We start from the raw sequence: 11,949 nt of genomic DNA, 5'->3' as shown, positions 1-11,949 counted from the left end.
CATCTATGCAAATCATACTGTTATCCGGCGGTTCTGGTAAACGCCTATGGCCGCTTTCCAATAATACACGGTCAAAACAATTTATCAAACTGTTGACTGCGCCCGATGGCTCGAAAGAGTCGATGGTGCAGCGGGTGGTACGGCAATTACGAGAAACCGGCATCTGTGATTCGATTACTGTGGCAACAAGCCAGTCACAACGGGATATCATCATCAACCAGCTTGGAGAAGAGATTCCTGTAGTTACGGAACCGGAGCGTCGCGATACATTCCCGGCTATCGCTCTCGCAAGCTCGTATTTGGCCTACAAACGAAAATGTTCCACCGATGAGATTATAATCGTCATGCCTTGCGACCCTTATACCGAAACAGGTTATTTTGAAACGATTCGCAGGATAGCGGATGCAGTGAAAAACAATGTAGCCGAACTAGTATTGATGGGAATTAACCCCACATATCCGTCAGCAAAATACGGATATGTAGTGCCAGTCAATGATGTACAGAACAAAGGAATATTTCAAGTATCACGCTTTACGGAAAAGCCAGATATGATAACTGCCGAGAAACTTATTTCAGAGGGTGCTTTCTGGAACGGAGGCGTATTCGCTTTTCGGTTGGGGTATATGACAGATATTGTAACCCGACACATCAAAACCGACACTTTTTCAGAAATTCGTTCTCGCTATGGGGAATTTCCGAAAATCAGTTTTGACTACGAAGTCGCTGAAAAAGCGCAGTCGGTAGCCGTCGTACCTTTTGCCGGAGAGTGGAAAGACCTTGGTACATGGAATACGTTGACTGATGAACTATCGGAACACACCATGGGCAATGTTGTCATGGATGAAGAATCCGAAAATACCCACGTCATCAACGAACTTGGACTGCCAATCATGTGCATTGGCACACGGAATCTAGTTATCGCAGCATCAAATGATGGAATCCTAATTTCGGACAAAGATAAAAGCGAGAACATCAAAACTTACGCTGACTGCCTACAACATCGGCCAATGTTCGAAGAACGTCGCTGGGGTGAATACAAAGTTGTCGATACCGCCGAGTTTTCCGACGGTTACAAATCACTTACCAAGCAACTGAAAATCAAATCCGGTAAGAGTATCAGCTATCAGGTACACCGCCATCGCGATGAAGTCTGGACGTTTATCGACGGCGAGGGAGAACTGGTACTCGATGATATCAGGTCGGTTATCAGCAGAGGCGATACGATTACAATCAAGAAAGGTGTTAAACATGCAGTCAGGGCTATCTCTGAATTGACGTTCATCGAGGTGCAGTCCGGAAATCTACTTGCAGAAGAAGACATTGAACAATTTGACTATAAATGGTAAAATCCTTCGTTAAAACCTCTGACAAAAGAATGAAGTTGGTTTACAAGAAAGTTATCGAACCTCAATTAGGCAACCTGATATCCATATTGAAAAAGAAATGATAATCTATAGCATTGATTATTATCAACAAGATCAAGATTGTACTCAATGTGGAAAACATTCGGAATGTATTTGCCGGTAAAATGATAAAATATCACTATCCATATGTAAGTAAGTATATATACCGGACACAGGATCTTGCGAAAGTAGCTTCGTTTTCAGATTCTAAACCGCAGAAACAGCATTACGCAAAAATTAATGGGTTGGAAAAACTTATTATAAATACTGGTAATGAACCTTTTCATTGATTTTTCTAATGAAAAAGACCATCCTTCAATACATGACCGATATCTATCAGGAAGATATTCCCAAACATATCCTTCAAGAAAACAAGATACGCCTGAATTCTTTTTTCCTGGAACAGGAATCCGTACAGAAGAAAGGGACTCAGTTTATATTCAGATATGCATTCTACTCCGTTGAGAAACCCCGAAAGATCACGAAGCAGCATCTATTGAAAGAATATGCAGGGGTGCCTTTGGAAAAAAGGAGCGTACAACCGGAACAAATACCCGATATGAAGCAATATAGTGATATAATACTGTATGGAGATGCCAGCTCTCCTGAAGCACAGCAACAGCTGGCGGAATACCTCCAACAACATAATTCATTAAAAGTCCAGTTGTCTTTTTTTGACAAGAGAAATGATTCCACTAGCAAGGATGAACAAGCCATCGCATATGCGGAACTACAGAAGGCGCTATTTTTTTGCCAAAGAAAAAAGATACCTCTCCTGTTCGTTTCCTTAAAAGGGATGATAGACGACATCCGTTTTCTCAATCTGCTGGAGGAGAGCCATGTCGATTTCAGATGTATCGATTTTCCATGGTTCTGCAAGGAGAATCTGCCTCTGATAAAGGCAGTTGTGCTATATGAAAAGTTGGAAATAAGAATAAATGTATAAGATATCAAGCTTACAGATTGGACTTCAATGTTGCAGCATTGAGGTTTATGAGAAACAATTCTAAATATATTTCTGTTTGGCGAAATCTTATTCTAAAAGGAACTCTAAATAAAAGAATCCACCTTCAGATATCTTTCTTCACTTATCCTCAAAGTATATAATCCAAACATAAATATCAGACCTATTTTCCCTATAACTGAGTAATAAAAAGATTATTCCCCAACACCGTAAACAAAGAAATAACAGAAGCACTTTAAAATGGTGTATCTAACTCACTTTTTTAAGGATAATATCCCTGTTACAGTTATCTGTAGCAGGTGATCCTTTCAAATTGGGCATTAGATGCACCCTTTTCCTTATTCCAACAAATGCGCCTCTTGTAACCTCACCAATTCCCAATACATCTTCAAAAACATCTCCAGATACACCTTCAGACTCGGGAAATAGACGAAAGACTTCCAGCAAAAGAAAGGCACATGAATGGCCGTTCATTCGGAACCTCCATTTCTGGATAGCGTTTCTTTGTCCATCCAAAATAATCTCTATCGGGACAGAACAATAAACAAAAGCATAAATATCAGGCAAAATTGTCCCGATAAAAGAATTATAACATGACTATTGAAGATGAAATCCTCCAATACCTGCACTATCATCCTCTATCAAACAGGGTTGAGATAACGCTTGGGATAACCAATCCTCCCAGTGGCAGGATTGTAAAAAGACTACTGGCCGATGCCGTAACCAAAGGAATGATAGAAGTACTCTAACAATAGTAGTGCCACTATTTTATAAGCAGCACTGCAATTGTTCCTTACCCCAGCAAATGCACCTCCTGTAACCTCACCAACCCCAAATACATCTTCAAGAACACCTCCTGATACACCTTCAGATCCGGGAAATAGACGAAAGACTTCCGGGCAAAAGAGAGGCACGTGAATGGCCGTTCATTCGGAACCTCCATTTCCGGATAGCGTTTCTTCGCCTGGTCAACCGCCATCTTGTTCAGTGAAGCCACGAAGTTAGCCTGGCGTATCGGATTCCATTTCGGGGTTTCAAGAATCACCATCCCATCTTTCCGCTCAGGAATAACCAAATATTCATCCTGCACGTTACGGACGTAATAGCACACAAAAGACAAGGCCTCATAGACATTATCCCCTACATGAATACCGATAACCCGTTCTTCAACCGGTGTACCGGCAAAGCATTCCGCAATCTGTTTCATGGCATACCCATGCAACAAGGCAGCATCAGAAGCCAACAGATAAGCCGGTGCGGTACGCTCTCCTCCCTTATCGATGGCAGCAAAGACAGAAGGACTCCAACAGAGATGGATGAGCTTTCCTTTTTCTTTCTCACGAAGGGAAGCGACACATAAACGGTTATCAAAGACCAAACGGGCTTCTTTCGTTTCCGGATGGAACTGGAACACGTTCCGTACCCTGTCCGGCTTATGGATATCCATCATCAGATAGCCCTGCCAACCGGACACGTGCTTTGTCTTCAAGACGGTTTCGCTTTCCTCCACATCGAAAAGATAAGACAAGAGCTTTTCTCGCTTACAACATACGAAGAGAGAAAGCTCGTCCTGTTCTTTCATCTGCTGCATATCCAAGGAAAGAACAAAAGCCAATTGCCAAGGAGTAAGCTCGGAAAAGCCATGTAATTCAATACAAGACAACGCATCCTTCTCCGGTGAGTAAACGACATATCCCCGGCCACCTATCTCATATCTCAACATGAAATCCCCCTGTTCAGTGGGATGATAATTCTGTAAAACGGTCTGATAATTCATAAAGCAAATATATTAAGTTAGTATTCATCATAATGAGAAATCGGGACCACTCTTGCGTTTCCGTTTCTTTTTGGACGGTATGAGATCATCCTCTTGCGACTTCTTCCCGCTGCCGGTAATGTCAAGTTCCGGAATGGCCATAACTCCCCCACCCTGCATATAGAAAGCCTCACGATCCACCCGCTCACGGAACTCCCCTACCCTATCGATATGTGGCGAGAGACCGACAGCCACACCATCGAAATGCTTCTGGATATTCTGATAAGTGAGCTTACGGGAAAGATCCGCACCTTTAAAGACATGAGCATTTTCCACGTTTTCCATATAAAAGGAAATCCCGTATGCGCCTTTGCTGTTTACATGTTCCGTCACACGGATCGATTCTTCCGCCAACCTTTTCTTAAAATCCTCATAGCCTAAAGAAGCGTTCAATGCCTTAAACACATGGTCATAGAGATAATGCTTCTGTTCATCGGCGCTCATGCCCCGGCCATCAAAACGAATATTACCAAAACGATATTTCTGAGGAAGTGAAACGTCCTTCAGGTAAAAGCCTGAATCCTTGATGCCATAGACATAATAGGATTTGTCCTTCTTGGTGACCAGACGCATATACAATCCTTCTTGTTCCAGGTTCCTTCGGAAATCGGATGTACTTTCGGAAAAAGAGTAGATGCGGTCAAGCTGTTGTAACAGTTCATCCTTGAACAAGGGGTTGAAAAAACCTCCTTTTTCCAGCAATGCGAAAAGGTTGTCATAGCTTTCATCCCCCAATAGGACACGCCATTCTTCATTGGCCAATTTTATTTCTTGCAAGGGTTTATTCAAAGACCGGTATGTATCGGATTGTTCCAGGACAGCCGATACCTTATCCTTGTAATTATAACTACGCATGGCTTTCTTCAAGGCCGCATCGAAATAATAGTTACGGTATTGCGCCTCTCCCAACGTGGTTCTCTTGCCTCCTTCCCTTTCCAAAGGCAACAGACCGTACTTCTGCTCCAGTTCCCTTGAGATCTTTTCGGAACGGCTGTAATTATTTCCGGAAGGAATGCTTTTGCCTTCTTCATCAATTGTGGTCAGCAGCACATGCACATGGCTGTGTGCCTTGTCGGTATTTAGGACAACGGCATAACAGGACTTTCCGTACCCCATCCTCTCGATATATTCCCCGGCAAGAGAAAGCCACTGTTCATCGGAAAGGCTTTCTCCCGGATAGAGGCTCAGAATAAATTCCGCATAAGGTAGTTTCACCCGGTCATTCAACTGGGAGATAAGTTTCATGTAGGCTGGCATGGCGGCCAGTTCGTCACCAGTGGAGGTGTAAAGCACTTTTCCGTTTCCTTCCTTGACCTTGGAAAGCTGGTATTCAATTTTCCGGCTCATGGACAGGTGGGATGAGAAAGAAGGTTGTATCTCGGCTATCATAACAATTTCCGGTTAATGGTTTCTACATCCGAAAGGTATTGGTTAATCCGATCCAATGAATACAATATATTTTCATCGGACGGAAGCGTATTGATATGTTTGGCAAGCTGGTTGATATTGGCTCCTATTTTACGAAGTTCATATATCATTTGCACATCGGTTTTCGATATGCTTCTGCCTTTCAAGGCAGACTCTCTGATAAAGGAAGAAAGGGATTTTCCCTCTTCCTTTGAACGTTGAAGAAGCTGTTCTTTCTCGGCTTCCGTCAAGCGGATCTTTATACTTATATCTCGATTCTCTTTCATATATACAGAGTATGTGAGTGTAACGAACATTGGTCGGCAGCTCGGCTGTCGCAAGGTTTTTTGTACCCACAAAAACATACCTTGCATTAGCAAAGATATACAATAATACTCAGCTGTGAAACAAAACCAGACAAAAGTCTTGATTTCTTAATCCAGATTAACCGCTCACTTTGTTACAAAGTAACTACGCACATTGTAACAGGCGAACGGAAAGCCATTAGTTACAAAATACATAATTACTAATTATATTATTACAAAGTATGTACATATTTATATTTATATTTATATATGTAATTACTTATACAATTAAGTAAAAAAGTGTATAATAAATTAATTATAAAAGTATGCAATTATTTAATTTATTATTTATATATTTGCGCACATACTTAAAAACGTACATTATGGGACAAATATTACCAGGAGTAGTCGTAGCTTTTGAGAACCCCAAGGGCGGGGTAGGGAAGTCTACGCTGACAGCTTTGTTTGCAGGTTATATTCATTCGCAGTCAAACGAAGAGGGGGGCTTATCCATTGCCGTGGTGGATATCGACGACATGCAGAACACTATCGGAAAATTACGTGAGGACGAAGCCGAGGACGGAATCATGAAAAAGGAAGAAGAATATGAGGTTATCAATATCTCTTCCTCAGAGTTCATCAACCAACTGGATTTCCTTCAGGACAATTACGACATTATACTTGTCGATTTTCCGGGTAACCTGAAACAAAACGGTGTAGTTGAAACGCTGCACTTCGTTGACGTGATCATCATTCCCTTCGAACCGAACCAGACCGATTTAAGACCTACATTGACCTTTTACTATAACATCTATGAAGGGATTATCGAAAGCCGTCGAAAGATTGGTAAAAAGACTACCGTGCGTGGTGTTATGAACCGTGTTCTTCCGAATGTGCTGGAGTTCAAAGAAATTTTGAAAAATAAAAAAACCTTGCCTTTCGAGTTGATGCAAAACTACATCAAGGATTCAAGGGTTGACTATCAACGCAATTTAAGTACGCTGAGTAAAGCGTACCATCATCCCTGTGATGCTTTCTGTGAAGAGGTATTGGAATTAATCTGTAACCATATAGGAGAATAAAGCTATGGCAACCAACAAAGAAAGGACATCATCAGCCGCCATGAGAAAACTCTTGCTGCAAAGCGCCAGTAAGAAAGAGCAGGAAATCCAGCAGATCGGAAGTGTTGCGGAAAGCACTATCCCCCAACCTGCGATTGAGCACCCCATCCATGAAGAGGTGAAAGAATCGGCTCCAGTCAAAGAAACCGTCCAAGAACCTCAGCCGGAACAAATGGAAAAGCCGGAATCCAAACCTTCCGTGCAGTCTTCTCCAAAAACAGAAGAAAGCAAAGTCTGCGGAAAAAAATTCTCGGAATATCTGGAAGAGCGAAAATTAAAGAACACCGAAGTAATCCGGATATCCAGCGAAACCCACAGAAAGCTGAAGCAGATTGCTATGGCCACTGGATTAGGAATGCACAACATCGCAAACAACATTCTTGAAGACATATTGACCAGCCATAACAAGGAGATTCAAGCGATACTGAAGAAGTATATGAGCATCTGATTCTACTTTCGGAAAAATATATACGCCTGTTCGACTGCATCCGTCGGGCAGGCGTTATTTTTGCACACCGTTTTAGTGAAGGCCGGCATTGAACCGGGACACTTTTACACAACTGCGGAAAAATCCCTTTGCCTATTATCCTGGACAATATGTTAAAGAATTCAAACCTCTACTTGTTTCCACCTCAAAATTTTTTCCGAAAGTAAGAATACGGTAACAAAATCATTTCTTCGTTTTATTTAGGTTTTTAGGGATTTAAGTATTTGTGGGACACTTTTACACAACTAATAAGGGAGGTTTTCCGTATAATCAACTATATTATTGCAAGTTAGCACTTACTGGCATCTTCTCGTAACCGGGACACTTCTGCACAACTAACCGACTATTCGGGACACTTCTGCACAACTGAACAGGAAAGTCGGGATACTTTTACACAACTAGAATCTGCATTCGGGACACTTTTACACAACTAAATCAGGAATCCGGGACACTTCTGCACAACTAAACCGGCCATTCGGGACACTTTTACACAACTGGGGGATCGGAAACAGCCGTAGTCGGGACACTTTTACACAACTAAATCAAGAAACAGCACGAAAAAAATGCTTTGGAATCTTCATTTATAGGGAGTTAGATTCACTATCTCCGTAAAAAAACGTATCTTTGCATCAGTAAACAACAAGTGTCCGCCTATGAAGGAAAGTAATACACAAAAAGAGTTGAGCAGAGTCCCCAGGACTCTCAGCGAGTCTTCCAACACGAAAGTATTGGAAGTTCTATTTGATGCAGGCGGCACTGTCATGTCTGACATTATCATTTACGTGGCATCTTCACAAATGAAAGATCTGTTCGGCGACTGCTGGTTCTCCATCAACGATTTTTGTGAGGTCATGGGGTATGAACGAACCAAGTTGCAACGAAAACTGACCGAGAAGCAGCTTGATTTCCTGTTCAGCAACCAACGTCCGGTATATATCACCGAACAGAACGGCCAAAAGATAGAGCATCCGATAGAGAACACCTTTGAAGCGGCGTTATACCGTTTAGGGACATCCAACCTCAGTGTAGCATACGCCATGAACGGCAAGACGCAATATAAGTTCATTCAAATACTGGACCGCTTTGAGATAAAGGATAACTTCGGCACGAAAAAGCGCACCAAGCGGAATTACAACGTGCATCTGAGCAAAGATCTGATGAATACTTTGCTTACCGAATACAATCTGCTGGAACTGAAAGACTACCGTAACCTGCCCAACCGCAAAGGCTACCGCAAGTTTTATCTGAACCTGGCGAAAATGATTTACCTGATCAAGTATAAGATTGACCAAGGACAAGCACCTTATTTCACCGTTACGGTTGACCAACTTGCCAAGGAATTTGATGTAACGGTAAAGGACAACCATGACCGGAAGAAGAAGGTGACCAGCATCTTAAACGGTATCAACAAAAAGCTGGAGAGAACCAAATTCCAATACCAGTACATCAAAGGAAAAGGGGAGAAGTGGCCCTACACCGTACAGTTTTTCTTTGACCAGGAAACATTGGAATATTTCGACGAAAAGATAAAGGCGATACTGACCTCGCAATATCACGATGCGCTTAAATCATGCTTCTTGTTAAACAAGAAAGGCATTCCCGTGAGCAGACATTATCAATATAAGGATTTCTTTAAATTGGGAACCGGCGAATATTATCATGAATTTACCGCATGGCTTTATTCTGAAGAGGACAAGGAGATTAAGGAGAACATCTACCGGGATATCTATATAAAGGTAGTAGGCATTCGTCCAGAAGACCTTGCCGTCAACTTAAATCCCTAAAAGTTGGAACAAAAACCATAAAATAGTATCTTTGCAGCGGATTGTCAGAAAATTGGCAGCCCGCTTTTTACATACGTCCGTCTGTCTAACAAAAGAGTGGCATCTATCGTTAAGGAATTAACAACAACAGGCGCATGCCTGTACCAGTATGAAACTGGTACGGGGCGTGCCTTTGTTGTTGGAACGCCACGTCCATGTTAGAGGGTACGTTTCCGTACCCTTATATAAACATAAAACAAATTCAATGGTTCAAACAATTGCCACCCTGATAGATGAGACGCTCATGGTAATGGGCGCCCATCTTCACGTGCGGATGACAGACGAAGAAAAGGCGTATCTTGATGCTCATTTCGAGCTTATCCATATCAAAAAGGGAGAACACCTCGTCACCAGGGGCGAGGAAGTATGCTACCTCTATTATCTGGAATCCGGCATCGTCCGGTTATGGTTTCCGGACAAAGAGAATAGAGAGATTTCAGCACGGTTTATCCAAGCCAAAGAGTTCATCAATTTTTTCCTTTCACATGAAGAACACCATGCCCACTACAATATCAAGGCATTGGAGCCATGCAAGATCTGGAGATTGCCCAAAAAAGATCTTCATCAGCTATATGAGTTATCCATCAATTTCAACAAGCTGGCCAGAATACATTTGGTAAGATCCATCAACCGCAAAATAATAAGGGAAGAGGAGTTTTACACACTGGATGCCGAAGCGCGTTACAAAGCGCTTTTGGCCAATGAAAAATGGCTGTTACGTTCAATACCCTTAAAAGACATAGCAAGTTATATCGGCATCACGCCACAAGCATTGAGCAACATCCGAAAGCGCATATAAACCAAACCCTATAAGCCGGGCAGGACAGTTTTACACAACTAATCCTATCCGGCTTTTTTCTGTAGAATTATTCCACACCTGCCGGTTTACGGCACATGTATTTTTTAATGCACATTAAATAAACACGAAAGGCCCTTTAAAAGCCCTTCATAAAATTTGTCCTCCCGTATATAATCTATATGTTTGGAGCGAAAACAACGCGATAAGCACCTTGATTCGGTTCTGCCGACAGGAATCCGCGTAAATTGGAAACACCGTATGAGACAAATAGAAAAATATATAACATTAATAACCTAAAGAGTAATTCCCATGGAACACATCAGACTGACTGCTATCAGCCTTAGCCTGCTGTTATGCACCGTAAGCGCTTTTGCGCAACGCCATTATGAGAACATCCCGGCACTTGAATTGAACTACGGCACTAACCTGTTCGGCAATGCAGGCAACTATTACAACCTGTCCTTTTCCAGATACATCAACCGGACAAGCTATTGGAAAGCCGGGTTTAGCTATTTTGAGAAACCTTACGAATATACAGCCAACCTACCGCAAGTCTCTACCTTGAACCCGGAAGAAACGATTCCCGAAACGATACATGACAAGGGTAAGGACTTTTTTGTGGACGGCGGTTATTACAGAACCCTGGCCTGCAACCTGAAATCCGTTTACTGGGGCATCGGCCTGGGAGGATTCATCGGTACAGAATACGTCCGCCACCCCGATAAGGAATACAACTTCATCATCGGCCCGAAACTGGAAACGGAACTGGAAGTATTCATCCTGCCCCGAACGGCATTGCTTGCCCGCATACAACAACATTGGAATCCCCTATCCATTGACAAGTGGAACACTGTCTGGAACGTAGGAATAAAGATACTGCTCTACTAACCGACAAATCATATCACCATGCTTATTATCATATTGTTAGCCGATACAAATGTATCCGGCCTGATCTCCTTATACCGTGAAATAGGCGCCATGCTGATAGGGGTAGGCTTTCTATGTGCCGGACTAGCGGTACTTAAAAAGCTGATAAGCAACCACGAGCGCACCAAAGAGGCCATCATCACCTATATCACGGCATTGGTCACTTGGCTCATTATCTGGCAACTCTTATGAACGTAGTGGATTTGATACTGGTTGCCATACTCGCCTGTGTCACGCTTCACTTTTACTTTCGGAAAAAGAAGAAAGCACTTTCTTCCGGAAAGGAGAAAGAGAAGCCGATAAGGGAGGCGGTGCGCAAGGAAGGGCAGGAGAGAGCCTGTCCGGTCATCTGCGTGGTATTTCAGCCTGAGCTGGAAGAAGAGGAATTGGCTGCCGAGATAGCCGATATGTACCTGCATGGAAGAGCCTACTACTACTCAGGCAAACCACTGCCGGAACAGCCGAAAGAAGAGCCCATATCCATCAAGTATAAGGATGTGCAATGGGAGAGACTGAAAACGATTCATGTTTAATTAAAAAATAGGAACAAAATGAAAGCAATCGAAAATGTAAGAGAAAAAGCGAACCAAGTCATTAACCGCTATGGAAAGGTTATCTTCACCTTTCTCATATTCTTCACGCTGTTGGGAACGGCACAAGTGGCGGAGGCACAAAGCGGCCTGAAGATTAACAGCCTATCCGAAGTGACAGACAAAGCCAAAGAGGGTGCGGACACCATTCTGGACGTAGCCAAATACATTTTGGCGGCGGTACTCGGCATCGCTCTGGTCTTTGTCATCTATTCGCTTGCCACGAACAATCCCCATGCCAAGGAATACCTGCTCGGCTGGATCATCGCCGTGGTAGTCATCATGGTAGCCTTCCTGATTATCTAAA

Annotated in this window: 14 protein-coding genes; 11 read left to right on the top strand and 3 right to left on the bottom strand. The window is 42.7% G+C overall.

The features are described from left to right. The first annotated feature begins 5 nt into the window (after positions 1-5). The 3 genes from HMPREF2794_RS05100 to HMPREF2794_RS28835 all read left to right on the top strand — a co-directional run bounded on the left by HMPREF2794_RS05100 (position 6) and on the right by HMPREF2794_RS28835 (position 3,116). Positions 6-1,346, top strand: coding sequence for a sugar phosphate nucleotidyltransferase (locus HMPREF2794_RS05100; RefSeq protein WP_005868865.1), 1,341 nt, complete (start codon positions 6-8; stop codon positions 1,344-1,346). A gap of 355 nt (positions 1,347-1,701) precedes the next feature. Then, on the top strand, positions 1,702-2,349 hold the full coding sequence (locus HMPREF2794_RS05090; RefSeq protein WP_005868866.1) for a hypothetical protein: 648 nt from the start codon (positions 1,702-1,704) through the stop codon (positions 2,347-2,349). A 611-nt stretch (positions 2,350-2,960) separates the two neighbouring features. Continuing rightward, positions 2,961-3,116, top strand: a complete 156-nt coding sequence (locus tag HMPREF2794_RS28835; protein WP_005868867.1) for a hypothetical protein — start codon at positions 2,961-2,963, stop codon at positions 3,114-3,116. 44 nt (positions 3,117-3,160) lie between these two features. Here the strand turns inward: HMPREF2794_RS28835 and HMPREF2794_RS05080 are convergent, their stop codons facing one another. The 3 genes from HMPREF2794_RS05080 to mobC are packed head-to-tail and all read right to left on the bottom strand — an operon-like array spanning position 3,161 to position 5,907. Continuing rightward, the gene (locus HMPREF2794_RS05080) at positions 3,161-4,144 is read right to left on the bottom strand and encodes a hypothetical protein (protein ID WP_005868869.1); all 984 of its coding nucleotides are present in this window, start codon (positions 4,142-4,144) and stop codon (positions 3,161-3,163) included. A 27-nt stretch (positions 4,145-4,171) separates the two neighbouring features. After that, the gene (locus HMPREF2794_RS05075; protein WP_005868870.1) at positions 4,172-5,572 is read right to left on the bottom strand and encodes a relaxase/mobilization nuclease domain-containing protein; all 1,401 of its coding nucleotides are present in this window, start codon (positions 5,570-5,572) and stop codon (positions 4,172-4,174) included. Next, positions 5,569-5,907 (bottom strand): plasmid mobilization protein, encoded by a 339-nt coding sequence (gene mobC / locus HMPREF2794_RS05070; protein WP_008770294.1) that lies wholly within the window; start codon positions 5,905-5,907, stop codon positions 5,569-5,571. The genes HMPREF2794_RS05075 and mobC overlap by 4 nt, the downstream gene beginning before the upstream one ends. 371 nt (positions 5,908-6,278) lie before the next feature. On the opposite strand from mobC, the gene HMPREF2794_RS05065 reads away from it, so the two are divergent. The 8 genes from HMPREF2794_RS05065 to HMPREF2794_RS05030 all read left to right on the top strand — a co-directional run bounded on the left by HMPREF2794_RS05065 (position 6,279) and on the right by HMPREF2794_RS05030 (position 11,948). Beyond that, positions 6,279-6,977, top strand: a complete 699-nt coding sequence (locus HMPREF2794_RS05065; RefSeq protein ID WP_005868872.1) for a ParA family protein — start codon at positions 6,279-6,281, stop codon at positions 6,975-6,977. 4 nt (positions 6,978-6,981) lie between these two features. Then, on the top strand, positions 6,982-7,464 hold the full coding sequence (locus tag HMPREF2794_RS05060; RefSeq protein WP_005868873.1) for a DUF3408 domain-containing protein: 483 nt from the start codon (positions 6,982-6,984) through the stop codon (positions 7,462-7,464). A gap of 692 nt (positions 7,465-8,156) precedes the next feature. After that, positions 8,157-9,287 carry a hypothetical protein gene (locus HMPREF2794_RS05055; protein WP_005868874.1) on the top strand — a complete coding sequence of 377 codons (1,131 nt, stop codon included), beginning with the start codon at positions 8,157-8,159 and terminating at the stop codon, positions 9,285-9,287. A 244-nt stretch (positions 9,288-9,531) separates the two neighbouring features. Continuing rightward, positions 9,532-10,125, top strand: coding sequence for a Crp/Fnr family transcriptional regulator (locus HMPREF2794_RS05050; protein WP_005868875.1), 594 nt, complete (start codon positions 9,532-9,534; stop codon positions 10,123-10,125). A 309-nt stretch (positions 10,126-10,434) separates the two neighbouring features. Continuing rightward, positions 10,435-11,013 (top strand): conjugal transfer protein TraO, encoded by a 579-nt coding sequence (locus HMPREF2794_RS05045; RefSeq protein WP_005868877.1) that lies wholly within the window; start codon positions 10,435-10,437, stop codon positions 11,011-11,013. Positions 11,014-11,031: 18 nt separating this feature from the next. Beyond that, positions 11,032-11,244, top strand: a complete 213-nt coding sequence (locus tag HMPREF2794_RS05040; RefSeq protein WP_005868879.1) for a hypothetical protein — start codon at positions 11,032-11,034, stop codon at positions 11,242-11,244. After that, positions 11,241-11,585: a hypothetical protein gene (locus HMPREF2794_RS05035; RefSeq protein ID WP_005868881.1), complete on the top strand. Its 345-nt coding sequence runs from the start codon at positions 11,241-11,243 to the stop codon at positions 11,583-11,585. Before HMPREF2794_RS05040 ends, HMPREF2794_RS05035 begins: the two co-directional genes overlap by 4 nt. A gap of 18 nt (positions 11,586-11,603) precedes the next feature. After that, positions 11,604-11,948, top strand: a complete 345-nt coding sequence (locus HMPREF2794_RS05030; protein WP_005868883.1) for a hypothetical protein — start codon at positions 11,604-11,606, stop codon at positions 11,946-11,948. The last annotated feature ends 1 nt before the right edge of the window (position 11,949 follow it).

Origin of the sequence: Bacteroides sp. HMSC067B03 (assembly GCF_001811315.1) — a bacterium.
GTDB classification, from domain to species: domain Bacteria; phylum Bacteroidota; class Bacteroidia; order Bacteroidales; family Bacteroidaceae; genus Bacteroides; species Bacteroides faecis.
The sequence above is the reverse complement of the archived record's forward strand: the minus strand, read 5'-3'. Positions and strand labels throughout refer to the sequence as shown.

Excerpts from the sequence above, each read along its gene's own strand:
- HMPREF2794_RS05100 (WP_005868865.1), top strand. The coding sequence starts at position 6 with ATGCAAATCATACTGTTATCCGGCGGTTCTGGTAAACGCCTATGGCCG.
- HMPREF2794_RS05075 (WP_005868870.1), bottom strand. The coding sequence starts at position 5,572 with ATGATAGCCGAGATACAACCTTCTTTCTCATCCCACCTGTCCATGAGC.
- HMPREF2794_RS05090 (WP_005868866.1), top strand. The coding sequence starts at position 1,702 with ATGAAAAAGACCATCCTTCAATACATGACCGATATCTATCAGGAAGAT.
- HMPREF2794_RS05055 (WP_005868874.1), top strand. The coding sequence starts at position 8,157 with ATGAAGGAAAGTAATACACAAAAAGAGTTGAGCAGAGTCCCCAGGACT.
- HMPREF2794_RS28835 (WP_005868867.1), top strand. The coding sequence starts at position 2,961 with ATGACTATTGAAGATGAAATCCTCCAATACCTGCACTATCATCCTCTA.
- HMPREF2794_RS05050 (WP_005868875.1), top strand. The coding sequence starts at position 9,532 with ATGGTTCAAACAATTGCCACCCTGATAGATGAGACGCTCATGGTAATG.
- HMPREF2794_RS05060 (WP_005868873.1), top strand. The coding sequence starts at position 6,982 with ATGGCAACCAACAAAGAAAGGACATCATCAGCCGCCATGAGAAAACTC.
- HMPREF2794_RS05035 (WP_005868881.1), top strand. The coding sequence starts at position 11,241 with ATGAACGTAGTGGATTTGATACTGGTTGCCATACTCGCCTGTGTCACG.
- HMPREF2794_RS05040 (WP_005868879.1), top strand. The coding sequence starts at position 11,032 with ATGCTTATTATCATATTGTTAGCCGATACAAATGTATCCGGCCTGATC.
- HMPREF2794_RS05080 (WP_005868869.1), bottom strand. The coding sequence starts at position 4,144 with ATGAATTATCAGACCGTTTTACAGAATTATCATCCCACTGAACAGGGG.
- HMPREF2794_RS05045 (WP_005868877.1), top strand. The coding sequence starts at position 10,435 with ATGGAACACATCAGACTGACTGCTATCAGCCTTAGCCTGCTGTTATGC.
- HMPREF2794_RS05030 (WP_005868883.1), top strand. The coding sequence starts at position 11,604 with ATGAAAGCAATCGAAAATGTAAGAGAAAAAGCGAACCAAGTCATTAAC.
- HMPREF2794_RS05065 (WP_005868872.1), top strand. The coding sequence starts at position 6,279 with ATGGGACAAATATTACCAGGAGTAGTCGTAGCTTTTGAGAACCCCAAG.
- mobC (WP_008770294.1), bottom strand. The coding sequence starts at position 5,907 with ATGTTCGTTACACTCACATACTCTGTATATATGAAAGAGAATCGAGAT.